Source organism: Amycolatopsis sp. Hca4, from assembly GCF_013364075.1.
Classification (GTDB): Bacteria; Actinomycetota; Actinomycetes; order Mycobacteriales; family Pseudonocardiaceae; genus Amycolatopsis.
The window spans coordinates 1,830,436-1,845,245 of the sequence record NZ_CP054925.1; the positions used below are offsets into that span (position 1 = coordinate 1,830,436).

Here is a 14,810-nt window from a genome sequence, read left to right on the forward strand (position 1 = left end):
GCGGAGAACGCCAGTTTCGTCACGTGCTCGCCGAGGTAACTGCGCCACATGACGTCGACGCCGGCCGCGCAGTATTCGCACCGCAGCGTCTGGGCCTACGACAGCGGGATGATTTCGTCGATCTCGGCCAGGCGAGCCGTCGGCGCCACGGGAGTCTCGGTGCCGCGACCCGGATCTCCGTGCGTGCCGCGCGGAATGCCGCGGGCTCCCGGCCAGCTACTTTCCGTAGGCCTGCAGCGCGACTGCAGTGAGCATTGTGAGGCTTCCGTCGCCAGTCGAACACGGTTGACGAGAGGAAGACCGACGATGGGAATCAGCACCAAAACACGCCGCAACCCGGGCCGCCGGGGGAAAGCGGTCGCCGTGGTCGCCGCGGCTGCGGCGGCCATCGTCGCCGGGGCTCCGGTCGCCAGCGCGGCGCCGTCCGGGTTCGAGGTGATCGTGCGGCACAGCTCCGGCACGATCGTCGGGCACCTCACGGGGAACCTGAGCTGGTCGACCTCCGGCAGGACGGTGACCTTCTCGAACCAGGCCCTGACCGTCAAGAGCGGCGAGTGCGTGGACGTCGCCTACGCCGGTTACCAGGGGAACACGCGGGTGACCGACATCTGGGAGGTCCGCGGCGCGTGCCTGACCGGCACCATCGACGACTTCCCCTTGGCGACCGACGTGCCCGGGGGTGTCCAGCAGGTCAACATCACGCTGACCGACGTCGACCACCGGAACAAGGCTTCCATCGCCTGCCGCAAGGACCAGTCCGTGTGTCACGCCTGATGTGGAGGAAGGAACGCATGCGATTCACCCGGATTCGACGCGTTGTCTGCGTCGCGATGGTCACCGGCATCGGCCTGCTCGGGCTGGACGTCGCCCCGGCATTGGCCGTCGGCTGCGGCTACAACAGCTGCAACGGCAAGGACCCGAAGGCCATGGGGTGCTCGACGGGCGCGAAGAACCTCGACCAGTACACCGACAACTGGGGTGACTACATCGAGCTCCGCTACTCGTCGACGTGCGGAACGGTCTGGACCCGGATGACCACCACCAACTGCCAGTGGGCCAAGCCCGTGCTGGAGGTCGGGTACATCGACTACTACGGCCACTACACCCTGCAGGGCCGGTACAGCAGCGCACAGGGCCTGTGCGTGGACGGACCGCGCCAGGGCTGGTCGGCGATGTCGTCCTCCCGGCGTGAACGGATGAGGTTCGAGTCCGACCAGCCCCGCGGCGGCACCAAGGTGCACGTGACCAGCTGCAACGACTGCTACTGAATTCCTCACGCCCTCCCGGATCGGCGGTGGTTCCGCGGATCCGGGAGGGCCGGGCCGTGGCCCTCGACCCGTCAGCGGAGGCTGCGGCCGGTGGCGGCGGCGAAGCGGAACTCCACGCTCACCGGGAGGGCTTCCAGGTCGAGCGCCTGCTGCAGCCGGGGCAGGGCCTCCGCCGCCAGGTGTTCGCGGACCTCCTGCGGGTCACCGTCCTGGGCCAGCGTGATGACGAGGGCCAGCGTCGGGGCTTCGCGGGCCCCCGCCAATGTCGCGCGCGCCTGGTGGACGCCGGGATGGGCGCGCAGTTCTTCGGTGAACGGGGCGACGGCGGTGTCGGCGGCCAGTTCGGTGCGGCCGCGGTCCGGGTCGGTGTCGAAGCGCCACGTCCGGGTCGGCGGCCGGCGGGTCAGCTGGGCGAGGATCCAGCGCAGCGCCAGCAACCCCAGCAGCACCGCGACCGCGGCGGTGACGTACCAGACCCACGTCGGCGGTGCGGCCGTGCCGGGCACCAGCGTGGCCGCCGGGTCGAGGACGCGCAAGCGCCCGAAGTGCGTCGCCACCGCGAATCCGCCGGCGGCCAGCAGGAGCAGCCCGAGCAAGGCCAGCACCGTGCGGTTGAGGCGGGCCGGGCGGTTGAGGTCGGTCATGTCGTCCTCCTCGGGGCGCGGACCCGCACCGCCACCGCGGGCCGGGCGGCCGGGCCGATCCGGTCCAGCCGGTCGGCGACCGCCGTGCGGACGGCGTCGGCCAGCCCGTCGGGGCGGGTGCGGGCGGTGTCGACGCGGACCTTGACCCGCCGCCGGCCGAGCTTCACCCGGGCCGCGGCGACGCCGTCGACGGCGGCCGCGGCGGTGCGCAGGGCCGTGCGGTAGCCGCCGCGGGCGACGCCGGAATCGAACCGCCCGGCCAGCGGCAGCACGGTGGCCGTCCCGGGCAGGATCGCGGCGAGCAGCAGCACCAGGCCGGCCAGCGCGAGAACCCCTCCGGCGACGGCGGTCACGATGTCGTTCCAGCGCAGGTCGTGCAGCGTGGCGGCAACCGTGTCGTAGCTGATCCAGGGACGTTCGCCGAGGATGCGCTGGATGGCGCTCACGGCGACGAGCACGCACGCGGCCAGCAGCACGAGCGCGCTCAGCAGAGCCGGGACGCTGCGGCGTGGACGGCGTTTCATTCGACCCTCCGGGACGTGGCGACGGGGCTGTGCAGGGCGGTCACGGTGATGTCGACGCGGGTGACGGTGAGACCGGTCAGCTCCTCGACGCGTCGCTCGAGGTGCTCGCGGGCCCGCTCGGTCGTCCGGGTCACCGAGGCCGGGTAGGTGATCGAGAGGCGCACGTCCAGCGCCACCTCGCCGCCGGTGACGTGGGCGGTGACCTTGGCGGACCGGTCGGGGTCTTCGGCGCCGAGGCTGACGCCGAGGACCCGGCCGGCGGCGCCGCCGACCTCGTCGATTTCCCGCACCGCGTGGGCGGCCAGGCGTTGCACGGCCTGGTCGGCGACGGTGAGTGTGCCGCGTTCGAGGGTGGCGGTCACGGTGCTCAGCCCCGGTCGCGCCCGGACAGCTGGGACAGGTCGAGCTTGCCGTCGAGAACGCGGCCGACGAGGAACCCGATCGCGCCGAGGACGGCGACGGCGGCGAACGCCCCGAACCCGCCGAAGGCGACGGCCAGGCCGAGCACGAGGCCGGTCAGGAGGCCGAGCTGGGTGGAATTCACGACACCTTCTCCTTCGCTTGCTGCTCCACAGTGGGCTGTTCGGCGAGGTCCGCCAGGATGACGTGCACGGCCCGGCCGGTGACGCCCGCCGCGGCCCGCACGGCCGCGGCGAGGTCGGCGGCCACCACCGGGAAGTGCGCGGTGACGGCGATGGTGACGTCTTCGTCGCGGACCCGGACGCCCTTGATCCGCCGCGGCGGGTCGAGGGTGGCGATCTCCCCGAACCGGCCGCCGTGCAGGCCGGCCACGCCGGGCACGGCCAGCACGGCGGCGGCGATCCGGGCGGCGTCGGGCTCGGGGGTCACTGCACCCGGCCGGTGTCGGTGTTGTCGCCTTCGTCGTCCGACGGCAGGTGCAGGTCGCCGACGTGGATGTTCACCTCGACGACCTCCAGGCCGGTCATCTGCTCGACCGCGGTGATCACGTTGCGGCGCACCGAACGCGAGAGGTCGGCGATCGAGACGCCGTACTCGACGACCAGCTGCAGGTCGACGGCGGCCTGCTTCTCCCCCACCTCGACCGACACGCCCTGGCCCGCCGAGGCGGTCGCGCCCGGGATCCGCTCCCGGATCGCCGAGAACGCCCGCGCCGCACCCCCGCCGAGTGCGTGCACACCGGGGATTTCGCGGGTGGCCAGGCCGGCGATCTTCTGCACCACGACGTCGGAGATCGACGTCGAGCCCTGGGCGCTCACCAGCGCGCCCTCGGTCTTCGCGGCGGGCTGGGACGAAGAGGTCTGCGCGGGAACCTTGGTGGCAGCAGCGGTCATCGTGGTGTCTCCTTCGCACGGATCGGATGTCTTGCGGTGGCAGAGGAACCGACTTCGATTGTTTCCTCCACACCGGACAGACAGCCGAGCGGGAAGATCGTCACGACCCGATCGTGTGAAGCACGCCACTCACCCCGCAGGTGCGCTCGCGCCGGGGCCGAACCAGTCGAGGCAGACGACCATGGCGTCGTCGGTCGTCCCCCCGGCCGCGCGGCGGAGGGCCAGGTCGGCCAGCACGGCGCCCGGAACCTGCGCCGCCGGGAGTTCGGCGGTGTCGGTGACCGCGCGGGCGAGGCCGGCGTCGCCGTACAGGTCGCCGGTGGGGCCCATGACGTCGTAGACGCCGTCGCTGACGAAGACCAGCCGGTCGCCGGGCCTGGCTTGCAGGCGCTGCGTGAGGTAGTCGGTGTCGCCGAAGGCGCCCAGGGGCAGCTGCTCGTCGAAGGACACGCGGCGGGCATCGCCGTCACGCAGCAGCCACACGCGCGGGGAACCGGTGTCGACGACGTCCAGCGCGCCGGTCGCCAGGTCGAGCTGCAGCAGCAGGGCGGTGACGTACTCGCGGCCGTCGTAGTGGCCGTGCAGGGCCTGGTCGGTGAGTTCGGCTTGGGCGGTCAGGGGCACGCCGGCGCGGCGGGCGTTGCGCATGGCGTTGACGGCGAGGTGGGTGACCATGGCGGCGTCGACGCCGTGTCCCGTGCCGTTGACCAGCGTCACGGTCAGCGACCTGGCCGTCGCCGACCAGTCGAAGCTGTCGCCGTGGACGGCGTAAGCGGGCTCGAGCTGCCCGCCGAGCGCGAACTCGGGCCGGGTGCAGGAGCGTCCCGGCAGCAGCTGCCACTGCATCTCCGCGGCCAGGGTGAGCCGGCTGGTCCGTCGCGCCTGCAGGTAGAGGTCGGTGTCCCGGCCGGCGACCAGGAGCTCGTGGGCGAGTGCTCCGGCGATCCGGGACAGTTCGAGCTGCACCGCCGGGTCCGGTGCGGTCGCGAAGGTGACCGCCAGGACACCCAGGCGGTCACCGCGCACCGAGACCGGGACGTGCGCGGTGACCGTGCTCGCGGTCTTTTCGAACCTCACCTGCTGACCGGTGAACGCCACGCCCGGCGCGGTCCCCCGCACCGGCACGGGATCCCTGCTGTAGGGAAGGTCCGCCACCGGCTGCAGCTCGGTCATGCCGTAGTCGGCGAGCAGCAGTTCGACGGCCTGGGCGTCCCATCCCGCGGTCAGCACGGCTCGCAGCACCGCGAGCAGTTCGTGCGGCGCGGCTTCGCGCAGCAGCCGGTCGACCGCCGTCGTCTTCACCGCGGTGTCCTCCTCGGAGCCCGAGGCTGGCGGGGCTCCTGTCGATGTCGGCCCGAACCGGCTCTTCGGAAAGGCCGAAGATCGCTCGTGGCGCTGCCGGACGGGGATTGAGGTGCGAAAATCGGGTCTGTGGACCGGTCGACACGTTGGCAGGCTGACGCAGCCGCGGCCGAGCCCGCCGACCTGGTCGACTCGTTCGGGTTCCTGTGGGATTACGCCCGTCAGGTCTCCGAGGACTCGTTACCGGCCTCGCAGTTCCGGGTCCTGGTGGTGCTCGACCGCCACGAAGGCATCAACCTGAGCTCGCTGGCCGAGCAGCTCGGGACCACGCCGCCCTTGGCCAGCCGCCTGTGCGACCGCCTCCAGGCCGCCGGATTCGTCGAACGCACGCTCAGCAAGCACAGTCGCCGCGAGTTGTCCTTGCGGCTGGGTGAACGCGGACGGGCTCACCTGAACCGGGTGCGGGCGCGCCGGAAGAAGCACATCGCGACTGTGCTCGCCGCGCTGCCTCCCGAAGCACGCGAGGCTCTGTCCGCCGGGCTGAGCGCGTTTCGCGCCGCCGCTCGCCGCGGACGAGGGGTAGATTCCTGACCACGCGGACACCGTACGACAACTGTTGTCATGTGACAACAGTCGGCGGTGGATCGCCACGCGGTGGTGTCGTTCCGAGCCGGAGGCCGCTCCGATCGGGTGAGAGCGCACGATAGGCTGCGTCGACGGCTCGACCTAGGGATGCCACAGTGAACGCGGTGAACCGTTCGCGCAGGACACGCGCTGCCGACCAGGTGGCCGAGGCCGTGTCCGACACCGCGGAGCTGCTCGAAATCCTGTTCGAGCGGGCCCGTGACGCTTCTCCCCGGCCGCTGTCGGTGTCGCAGGTGCGAGCGGTCGTCGCGCTCGACCGCTACGAAGGGCTGAACCTGCGGACACTGGCGGAACTGCTCGGCTCCACCCCGCCGCTGGCCAGCAGGCTGTGCGACCGCCTGGAAGCCGTGGGCTTCGTCGAACGGCTCCCCCATTCCCGGAACCGCCGCGAGCTGGTCCTGCGCCTCAGCGACAGCGGCCGGGCCTACCTGCAGGACCTGCGGGCACGTCGCCGGGAAAGCCTGCACGGCGTTCTCGCCGCGCTGACCGCCGAGGAACGAGACGCCCTCGCCACCGGGCTGCGCGCGTTCCAGGCCGCAGCCAATCGTGATCTGACCGAGGATGACAACCGCGCGGCGGGACTCTAGGCTCACTGTTGTCATATGACAACTGACGTGGTGGTCGCCCGCCGTGCCAGGTCGTTCTGAGGTCGCGGTTCAGCCGTCAGCCGTGGCGTGCAGCACGCCGTCGTCGTTCCCGGTCGACAGAACCGGCTTTCCCTCGGAGCACAGCTCATGAAACCTGGGCACCCGCCGATGCCGGCGGCCGCCGTGCGATCGATCGGCGACATCGCGGTCCTCGAAGTGGGCGGCGACGTGGATCACGTCGTGCGGTCGACGCTGCGTGCGGCCATGGAGGCGGCGCTCGCCCGGAATCCCCGGGCGCTGGTGGTCGACCTGAGCCGCGTGGGGTTCTTCGCCTCGGCCGGTCTCTCCGCGCTGGCCTGGCTGCACGAAGCCGCCGGGAAGGCGGGCATCGACGTCGCGTTGGTGGCGACCCAGCGCAGCGTGCTGAGGCCGCTGGCGATCACCCGGGTCGACGACTTGTTCGACATCCATCGGACCGTGGACGCCGCCGTCGAGCGCTTCGGCGCGCCGGAGGTTCGCGGTCACGGCGATTAGCCGGCGGCACTCGCGCCGTTTCACGGGCCCAGCACCAAGGTGGAGAGCAGTCCCAGGCTCGCCAGCTTGCGCCGGACCGGCTCGGAGGCCACCACGCGCAACGACGTTCCCTCCGAGGCGCAGCGGCGGGCCAGTGCGACGAACGGGACGACGGCTTCCGTGGTCAGGTAGGTCACCGCCGCCAGGTCCAGGACGAGGGCGGTCGCGGGATCGGCCGCGGCGGCCGGCGCCACGATCTTCTCCGCGGCGTGCGCGTCGGCGAGGTCCCCGGCACCGCGCAGGACCAGCACGTCGGTGGCGGGATCCCCGTGGGGATCGACGACAGTACTCAAGTGCCCGTCCTCTTCCGCCGAGCAGCCTCGACGCATCTCGGCGGGAAGCACCGGGTCGCGAGCTGCGCAGCTGTCGCTTCGGGTATCTCGGGGGATTCGCCGCGCGTTACCACCCGGATGGGTACGTCCGCGCCGGAATCACCCGCCGGTCCGGTTTCCGCGACTCCCGCGTTGCCGGGCACGGGCGTGGGGCCTGGCTTAGGCTGCAGCCATGGCCGAGATCGATTCGTTGACCCCTGCCGGCGCGTTCGAGCTGCTGCTCGCGGGCAACCGGCGCTTCGTCGCCGGCACCCCGGAACACCCGAACCAGGACGCCGCCCGCCGCGCCGAGGTCACGCCCGGCCAGCGCCCGTTCGCCGTGCTGTTCGGGTGCTCCGACTCCCGGCTGGCCGCCGAGATCATCTTCGACCGCGGTCTGGGTGACCTGTTCGTCGTCCGCACCGCGGGGCACGTGGCCGGCTCCGAGGTGCTGGGCAGCATCGAATACGGCGTGGCCGTGCTGGACTGCCCGCTGGTCGTGGTCCTCGGCCACGACTCCTGCGGCGCGGTCGGCGCCGCCTCCGCCGCCTTGGAGGACGGGGTGACCCCCGGCGGGTACATCCGGGACGTCGTCGAGCGGGTGACGCCCAGCGTGCTGGCGGCCAGGGCCGCCGGGCGGGTCGAACCCGGCGAAATCCTCGCCGAACACGTCCGCCACACGGTGGACCTGCTGCTGGAGCGCTCCCGCGTGCTCGCCGACCGGGTCGACGCGGGCCAGACCGCGGTCGTCGGCCTGTGCTACCGGCTGGCCGACGGCCGCGCGGACGTGGTGGCGGCCCGCGGCCTCGACGTCACCGCCGGCTCCCCGTCCTGACCCCGGCGCCCGTCACCGGAGCTCGCGGGGCCCGGCCGCGCGGCGAAGGCGGTTGGCGATCGCGAGACCCAGCCCCTCCTCCGCCGGCAACGACGCGATGATGACGTCGCACCCCAGCTGGTCGAGCTCCCGCAGGAAGCCGTACAGCCCGCGCGCGTAGCCGGCCATCGACTCCGGAACCGCCACCACGGCGTGCGCCTTCACCGGAACGTCGGCGCAGGAGGGCGGGAGAAAGACGCCCACCTGGTGCCCCTGCTCCTGCGCGGCCTGCGCTGCGGTGGCGATCTCCCCCGGCTCGACCAGGACGACACGCGCCCGCGGGGCGTAGTGCGACGGGTGCTGCCCGGGAACCCGGATCGGACTCGCCGAACCGGTCGCCACCGGGCGCCCGAGCACCGCTTCGAGGTCCTCGGGCGTCACCCCACCGGGCCGCAGGATGCTCGGGGTGTCGCCGGTGGCGTCGACGATGGTCGACTCGACGCCCACGTCGCACGGGCCACCGTCGAGCACGAAGTCGACGGCGTCACCGAGCTCGGCCCGGACGTGCTCCGCCGTGGTCGGGCTGACCGAGCCGAAGCGGTTGGCCGAGGGCGCCGCGACACCGCCGCCGAAGGCCGACAGCAGCTCGAGCGCGACGGGGTGGGCGGGCACCCGGATGGCGACCGTCTCCAGCCCGCCGGTCGCTTCCAGCGGCACCCGGCGACCGCGGCGCAGCACGAGCGTCAGCGGCCCCGGCCAGAAGTGCCCGGCCAGCACCAGTGCCGTCTCGGGCACCTCGGCGACCCAGTCACCCAGCTGCTCGGCGCCGGCGAGGTGGACGATCAGCGGGTGGGTCGGCGGGCGGCCCTTGACCTGGAACACGCGCGCGACCGCGGCCGGGTCCTCCGCGTTGGCGCCCAGCCCGTACACCGTCTCGGTCGGGACGGCGACCAATCCCCCGGCGCGCAGCACGCCGGCCGCCTTGCCGATGTCGACGGCGTTCACTGTCACTTTCGAACCTTCCTGCTACCCGACGCTTCCGGTACCAGGGTAGATGCTGGCCGATTTCGCCGTGCTCGACGCCGCCGCGCCCGTGTCTCACAGTGTTCCGGCGAGTTCGGTCACCGCGTCGGTCAGGATGCGGTCGGCCTGGTCCAGCACCGCCTGCGGTGGTGGCGTCCGGATGTACCCGTAGAAGACCTCGACGTCGACCAGGTTGTGTCCGATGTGGACGCTGTATTCACGGCTGATCACGACCGCCGGTTTTCCGTGGAACCGTCCGGTGAACGACCGGTTGCGGATACGGGCCGGATAAGGCGACGCGGGAGCCGCTCCCGGGGTGAGGACGCCGTCGAGGTGTCCCCCGTCGTAGATCTTCTGCGGCATGCGGAAGTGCGTGCACGCGCGCGTGGCCTCGTCCATGGCCGGGAACAGGTCCTCGACGCCGGTGTAGGAGGTGACCGATGCCGTGACGTGCGCTCCGCCGACGGTGCCGGGCGCGGCGAACGCGTAGCTGCGCTCGACGTCGGCCGTCCGAGGCTGGGCCTTCTCGAGCGCGGCGAATCTCTTGTCCGCCGCGTCGCAGTCCGGCGGGGTCACCGGCACCGACGTCGACGGTTCGCTGTCCTCGGGTTTCGCATCGGCCGGGAGGACGGCGGGCAGACGGCCGAGTGCCGCGCTGGCCGCGGGTTCGTCGAGCGGGCGGCCGTGGTCCGGCGATGCGGCCGGGACGGCCGGAACCGGCGTCGGCGCGGACGGCGCGAGGACCGCCTGCCCGGCCGCGTAGTCCTGCTCGGTGACCGTGACCGCCGAGAGCCGGCCGCTGATCAGGGCCACCATGAGCAGAACCGTGACAGCCCCGGAGCCCACGGTCCACGCGGCCGCTCCCCGCCGCGGGGCCCGGCTCGCCCAGGCGGTAGCGAACAGCGACGTCACCGGAAGGGTGACGATCAGCGCGACCAGCAGCAGCCAACCCGGCACCTGCACCGACTGCTGGAACACCGAGGATTCCCGGGCGTACCCGGCGATCCGCACGGCCGTGTACTGGATGGCCCCCGCAGCTGCGGTGACCAGCAGGCCGATCACCGAAGCCGACGGCACGCCGGCCAGGATCGCACCGCGGCGGCGGTTCGCGAGCACGACGGCCACCGCCGCGACCAGGCCCGCGAACGCGCAGATCCACCACCGCTGGGAGGCCAGCAGGTACCGGACGTCGTTGCTCTGCCCGGCTTGCAGGCGCAGCAGCCCGGACAGCGCCGCCGCCGCGCCCCCGATCACCGCGGTCGCCGCGGCCACCGACACGCTGACCCGCCGGGGCCGGCGCCACCGCTGCCGCAGGGTGACGAACACGAGCCCGGCCAGGATCACGACCGGGGCGTACTGCCACGCGCGATCGCTGCCCAGGCCCATGACGTGCCCGCGGGCGATCGCCGGGTCGGGGAACAGCAGGAAGGTCGCCACCGAGGACACCGTCCCGCTGACGGTCGCGGTCAGGGCGACCGCGACGGCGAGAGAACCGCCTGCCCAGCTCACCCGCCGCCGCAGCGTGCTGCCCGCGGGCTCGGCGAGCCGGGTGGCGATCGCCGACGTCAAGACGGCGATCGCGAACGCGGTCACCGCCAAGGCCAGAACCAGCAGCGGCCGTTCGGGCGCGAAGAACGCGGTGATCGCCGCGGCCGCGCCCGGCACCTGCAGGCAGAATCCGGCGACCAGCCCGGCCACCGCGCCCGCCCAGGAGCCCGCCCACCCCGGCTCGGGCAGCGCTGCCCGGCGGGTCCACGCCGGCAGCACGACCGCGGTCCACAGCAGCGCCGCGACGGCCATCGCCACGTCGGCGGGCAGCCGGGGATCGGTGTCGACGAACCCGAGCAGGTTCCCGAGCACGGCGTGCACACCGTGGTAGGTCAGCATCGCCACGACACCCGCGGCGGCGGTGTAGACGAACCCGCCGTCCCAGCGCCCCTCGCGCCCGCCCGGGGCGAGGCGGTCCGACGCCGGCGGGTGCGTGGCGAAAACCCGGCGGACCCCACGGATCCGGGCGATGCCGGCGCCGAGGACGACGGCCATCGCGTCCGGATTTCCCGTCGCCTCGGCCGCGTGCCGGTCGGCGGCCAGCTCACGCTGCCGCAGGAGCGCGGCGCGGACCGCCAGGAGCGCACCAGCGGTGACCGTGGCGACCACCAGCGATCCGCCGTAGAAGCTCCACATCGTCGCCGGCACGTCCAGGATCGGCAGCAGCGCGAGGACCAGGGCCGGAACGGCGAGCCAGCCGGCCCACCAGGCGGCCGACGCCCACCGGACGTCCCGGGCGCGGACGTGACCCAGCTCGTGCAGCGCGACCGCGTCGAACGCGGCACTGCCACCGTAGGCGTAAGCCTGCGGCACGACGACCCACGAGCGCGCGCCCGGAAGGCCGGTGGTGAACGCGTCGGTGACACGTGTCGCGGGCGGGGCGAGGACCAGCCTGGGCTGCCGACGCGCGGTCAGGCCCTGGCTCTCGCACAACGCCGTGAAGCGTTCGGTCAGCCGGTCGAGGTCGGCCGCCGGGACGCCGGCGAGCCGGCTCCTGCGCAACCTCCACCGGGTGGCCAGGCCACCGGCGACCATCAGCAGCCACGCGGTCGCCGGGAGCACGGCGGCGCCGGCGAGGCTGGTGAACCCGAGCCGCCGGTCGTAGCCACGGGCGCAGTCGGCGTAGCTCGGGCCCATCGACGCGGTCGGCTGCCCGTCGGAGACGGAAATCCCGTTGCGGGCCAGGCAAGCCTGCGCCGCGGTGTAGTCGCCGAAGTCGTGGGTGACGAACAGCGCCTCGGCAGCGCCCGCGCCGGTGGCGGCCAGCGCGAGCGTGACCAGGACGTACACCCACCACAGACGCGGCGGCGCAGGCGCGATGCGCAGGGAAACGGACTCTTCGCGGGCCGGGGGTACGCAGGAGATCAAGAGCGCTCGCCGTCCGCCGTCCGGCGCAGGACCGCCTGCACCGCATCGGCCAGCAGCGTCGCCTCGGCCTCGTTCAGTCCCAGCGTCCGGCCGTGGAGGACGCACGCGTCCCGGATCTCGCCGATCCGCGAGACGTCCAGGACGAGGTGCGCCGGACGCGGACGGCGGCGGCGCCACCGGCGGCGCTGCAGACCGGCGAACCCCGCCGCGCCCAGCACCTGCGCGGCGGTGCCGGTCAGCAGCGGCAGGATCACGTCGCCGAGTACGGAAAACGCGCCGCCGGAGCCGATCTCGCCACCGGACCAGGTACCGCCCGGCCGGCGGGGATCCTTGCCCGCCGCCCACTCGGCCGTCACCAGCGCGAAGTAGGGCAACTGGTCGGGCGCCACCTCGGCGACGACATCCCGGGCGAGATCCGCGAACGCGATCACGAGACGGGCCGGCGACGCCACCCGCTCACGGTCAACGCCCTCCGGGTGGGTCATTTCGGTCATCCGGCCACCCGTTCCTCGAGTCCACTCGGCGAAATCAGCACGGGCAGTCAGTCGCCACGCGCGCGCCGAGAGTTACAACGGGGGTATTCGAGACCGCACCGGCGAGACGGCCGGAGCTACCGCCACCACGGGCGATGGCGCTGGGCCGCCACCACACCGGCGGGCTCGACGAGTTCGGCGAGCCGGGCGGCGATGTGCTTGATGTGCTCGTGGACCCACAACGCGCAGGCGAGGTCGCGCACCGAGGCACCCGGCTGCTCGAGGAGCTCCGGGAACGTGGGCGGGGCGAGCATCGGCACGTCGCCGTGGTCGGTGCGGTCGAGGCGGGACGCCAGGTGGTCGTACCAGGCGGCGAGCTGGCCGGCCTGCTCGCCGAGGAGCAGGCGGAACGGGTCGGGTTCGACGTGGGGGTTCGGGAGCCCGGCCAGCGAGTGCGCGGTCAGCCGGGCGCGGACGGTGCCCGTGACCAGCCGCCACAGGAGAGGCTTGGGGACGTGCTTGGTGCCCTGCTCGCTGAGGAACCCGCGCAGCGCGTCGTCGAGCCGGGCGCCGGCGGCGGTCGCCGCGGCCGGGGCGGGCGGGTCGTGGCGGAGGCCGAGCGCCCAGTGCGCGGCCGTCGCGAGGTACGCACCGCCGGTGCGGAAACTGTCGGCGAGGTCGTCGGCGACCACGGCCCGGGCGCCGCGGGGCCAGAACAGCGCGCCGGCCACCAGGCACACCGCGCAGCCGATCGCGACGTCTTCGATCCGCACGACCCCGATCCGCCACCCGGCCGGGGCGAGCAGGTTGAACAGCACGACCACCGTCACGGTGAAGGCGGCCTGGCCGACCACGAAAGGCAGGGCGCCCGGCGCGTAGGAAGCGACCAGCACCGCGAGCGGGAGAGCGATCCACAGCGCCGGCGTACTGGTGCCGATGACCAGCAGCAGCAACGCGCCGACGACGACCCCCAGCACGGTGCCGGCCAGCGCGCGCAACGCGGTCGACCCGGTCGCCGCCGCGTTGCCGCGCAACACCGACAGCGTCCCCAGCACCACCCAGAAGCCGTGCTCGACGCCGCTCGCGCCGGCGACGACGACCGCGGCGCTCAGGGCCACCGCGCCGCGGAGGCTGTTGACGAACCACACCGACCGCAGGCTCGTCTGAGGTGACGCCACCCGGGTCAGCGACGTCAGGGAGAGGCTGCCGGGAAAGCGTTTGCGGCGGCTGCCGGGCGTCGCGGCGCGAGCTTCGACCGCCGCTGCGCGGGCGGCGAAAGCGGCGGTCCGGGCGTGGAAGGACAGGTGCACGGCGTCGGCGTAACCGGGATCGCCGGAGCCCATGCCGCGCAGCCACGCCACGCTCGCCTCGATCTTGCGGTCCAGCTCGCCGGGGTCCAAGGCACCGGGCCGGTCGGCGAGCAGACCGGCGACCGCTCGCAGGCACGCGCTGGTCTCGGCGAGGAGTTCCCGTTCGACCTCGGGTGCCCGGCTCAGGTCCGGGTATTCGCCGAGGGTGTCGGCGATGACCGAACAGCACCATTCGAGCAGGCCCACCAGGCTGTCGAGGGCCTGGTCTTCGGCGGCCAGCCCGGTGGGGCGGTACGGCGTGGCGGTGAACTCGTCGATCAGCTGGTGCTTGGCCTCGACGGCCGCCTCCTTGGCCGCTTGCACCTCCGGGTCGCCGCGCAAGGCCGCGTCCAGGTAGCCGGCGAGGGTGCCGGCCGACCGGGACGCGGCGTCCCGCAGGGCGGTGGCGGGAGATCGGGGCGACAGCAGCAGGACGGCCGCGGTGCCCACGACCGACGCCAGCCACCAGCCGGCGAGGCGGTCGGGCACCATGCCCAGCGTGCCGGGCGAGGCCGCCGGGAGGACGTAGGCGAGCAGCGCCGCGGGGGCGCCGGTCGCCGCGTTCGGGCCCGCGACCCCGCTGAACAGCACCAGGAACACCACGACCAGCGTGACGACCGCCGCCAGCGGCAGCGACGCGCTGGCGACGGTCCCGACGACCAGCAGGACGCTGCCCGCGACGGCGAGCCCGAAGTGCGCGCGCAGCTTCTCCCGCCAGTCGCCGCCGAACGAAGCCAAGACCAGGGTGGCGAACCCGCCGAAGGCGGCGAACGTCGCCACCTGCAGGTTGCCGATCACCGCGACGCTGAACGCGAAGAGGGCGGGCACCACCAGCGTCGCCCGGATCGCGCGCAGCGCAGCGCCCGCCGACCACTGCGGCACCCAGTCCCGGGGCGTGCTCCGGCGGGTCTTCACTGCGGGAGAGTCGATCGCCACGCGGCGAGCATAGCCGCGAACCCGCTGATCACGGGCCGGTCATCACGTGCCGCAAGTCATCGGTGCGGGAGAGCCGGCGCGGCGAGCCGGTCGCAGCGGGACGGTCCGGTACCCGGCGGTCGGCAACGACGG

Annotated in this window: 18 protein-coding genes; 6 read left to right on the forward strand and 12 right to left on the reverse strand. The window is 73.3% G+C overall.

Annotated elements, in window-relative coordinates; all coding sequences use genetic code 11:
* Nucleotides 1-306: 306 nt before the first annotated feature.
* The gene (locus HUT10_RS08100; protein ID WP_176170601.1) at nt 307-774 is read left to right on the forward strand and encodes a hypothetical protein; all 468 of its coding nucleotides are present in this window, start codon (nt 307-309) and stop codon (nt 772-774) included.
* Between the two features lie 17 nt (nt 775-791).
* The gene (locus HUT10_RS08105; RefSeq protein ID WP_176170602.1) at nt 792-1,268 is read left to right on the forward strand and encodes a DUF2690 domain-containing protein; all 477 of its coding nucleotides are present in this window, start codon (nt 792-794) and stop codon (nt 1,266-1,268) included.
* Between the two features lie 71 nt (nt 1,269-1,339).
* Here the strand turns inward: HUT10_RS08105 and amaP are convergent, their stop codons facing one another.
* The 7 genes from amaP to HUT10_RS08140 form a co-directional block, all read right to left on the reverse strand.
* The gene (gene amaP, locus HUT10_RS08110; protein ID WP_176170603.1) at nt 1,340-1,912 is read right to left on the reverse strand and encodes an alkaline shock response membrane anchor protein AmaP; all 573 of its coding nucleotides are present in this window, start codon (nt 1,910-1,912) and stop codon (nt 1,340-1,342) included.
* A complete protein-coding gene (locus HUT10_RS08115) occupies nt 1,909-2,436 on the reverse strand; it encodes a DUF6286 domain-containing protein (protein WP_176170604.1) in 528 nt (175 codons plus the stop codon). The genes amaP and HUT10_RS08115 overlap by 4 nt, the downstream gene beginning before the upstream one ends.
* On the reverse strand, nt 2,433-2,807 hold the full coding sequence (locus tag HUT10_RS08120; RefSeq protein WP_176177725.1) for an Asp23/Gls24 family envelope stress response protein: 375 nt from the start codon (nt 2,805-2,807) through the stop codon (nt 2,433-2,435). The genes HUT10_RS08115 and HUT10_RS08120 overlap by 4 nt, the downstream gene beginning before the upstream one ends.
* Entirely contained in the window at nt 2,804-2,980 is a 177-nt protein-coding gene (locus HUT10_RS08125; protein ID WP_176170605.1) for a hypothetical protein, read from the reverse strand. Before HUT10_RS08125 ends, HUT10_RS08120 begins: the two co-directional genes overlap by 4 nt.
* Complete coding sequence (locus tag HUT10_RS08130; protein ID WP_176170606.1) at nt 2,977-3,285, reverse strand: hypothetical protein; 309 nt, start codon at nt 3,283-3,285, stop codon at nt 2,977-2,979. Before HUT10_RS08130 ends, HUT10_RS08125 begins: the two co-directional genes overlap by 4 nt.
* A complete protein-coding gene (locus HUT10_RS08135; protein ID WP_176170607.1) occupies nt 3,282-3,749 on the reverse strand; it encodes an Asp23/Gls24 family envelope stress response protein in 468 nt (155 codons plus the stop codon). Before HUT10_RS08135 ends, HUT10_RS08130 begins: the two co-directional genes overlap by 4 nt.
* 129 nt (nt 3,750-3,878) lie before the next feature.
* Complete coding sequence (locus HUT10_RS08140) at nt 3,879-5,051, reverse strand: PP2C family protein-serine/threonine phosphatase (protein ID WP_254896755.1); 1,173 nt, start codon at nt 5,049-5,051, stop codon at nt 3,879-3,881.
* Nucleotides 5,052-5,180: 129 nt separating this feature from the next.
* On the opposite strand from HUT10_RS08140, the gene HUT10_RS08145 reads away from it, so the two are divergent.
* The 3 genes from HUT10_RS08145 (at nt 5,181) to HUT10_RS08155 (ending at nt 6,817) form a co-directional block, all read left to right on the forward strand.
* Nucleotides 5,181-5,642: a MarR family winged helix-turn-helix transcriptional regulator gene (locus HUT10_RS08145; protein WP_254896756.1), complete on the forward strand. Its 462-nt coding sequence runs from the start codon at nt 5,181-5,183 to the stop codon at nt 5,640-5,642.
* A 158-nt stretch (nt 5,643-5,800) separates the two neighbouring features.
* Nucleotides 5,801-6,283, forward strand: a complete 483-nt coding sequence (locus tag HUT10_RS08150; protein WP_254896757.1) for a MarR family transcriptional regulator — start codon at nt 5,801-5,803, stop codon at nt 6,281-6,283.
* A 147-nt stretch (nt 6,284-6,430) separates the two neighbouring features.
* Complete coding sequence (locus tag HUT10_RS08155; protein ID WP_176170608.1) at nt 6,431-6,817, forward strand: STAS domain-containing protein; 387 nt, start codon at nt 6,431-6,433, stop codon at nt 6,815-6,817.
* 20 nt (nt 6,818-6,837) lie between these two features.
* Here the strand turns inward: HUT10_RS08155 and HUT10_RS08160 are convergent, their stop codons facing one another.
* Nucleotides 6,838-7,149, reverse strand: coding sequence for an STAS domain-containing protein (locus HUT10_RS08160; RefSeq protein ID WP_176170609.1), 312 nt, complete (start codon nt 7,147-7,149; stop codon nt 6,838-6,840).
* Nucleotides 7,150-7,360: 211 nt separating this feature from the next.
* Here HUT10_RS08160 and HUT10_RS08165 point away from each other — a divergent pair, with 211 nt between their 5' ends.
* Nucleotides 7,361-8,002, forward strand: a complete 642-nt coding sequence (locus HUT10_RS08165) for a carbonic anhydrase (protein WP_176170610.1) — start codon at nt 7,361-7,363, stop codon at nt 8,000-8,002.
* Between the two features lie 12 nt (nt 8,003-8,014).
* On the opposite strand, the gene HUT10_RS08170 is transcribed toward HUT10_RS08165, so the two are convergent.
* The 4 genes from HUT10_RS08170 to HUT10_RS08185 all read right to left on the reverse strand — a co-directional run bounded on the left by HUT10_RS08170 (nt 8,015) and on the right by HUT10_RS08185 (nt 14,678).
* Complete coding sequence (locus tag HUT10_RS08170) at nt 8,015-8,992, reverse strand: L-threonylcarbamoyladenylate synthase (protein ID WP_176170611.1); 978 nt, start codon at nt 8,990-8,992, stop codon at nt 8,015-8,017.
* Nucleotides 8,993-9,079: 87 nt separating this feature from the next.
* A complete protein-coding gene (locus HUT10_RS08175) occupies nt 9,080-11,920 on the reverse strand; it encodes a M48 family metalloprotease (protein WP_176170612.1) in 2,841 nt (946 codons plus the stop codon).
* Complete coding sequence (locus HUT10_RS08180) at nt 11,917-12,414, reverse strand: hypothetical protein (RefSeq protein ID WP_176170613.1); 498 nt, start codon at nt 12,412-12,414, stop codon at nt 11,917-11,919. The genes HUT10_RS08175 and HUT10_RS08180 overlap by 4 nt, the downstream gene beginning before the upstream one ends.
* 116 nt (nt 12,415-12,530) lie before the next feature.
* The gene (locus tag HUT10_RS08185) at nt 12,531-14,678 is read right to left on the reverse strand and encodes an FUSC family protein (RefSeq protein ID WP_176170614.1); all 2,148 of its coding nucleotides are present in this window, start codon (nt 14,676-14,678) and stop codon (nt 12,531-12,533) included.
* Between the last annotated feature and the right edge of the window lie 132 nt (nt 14,679-14,810).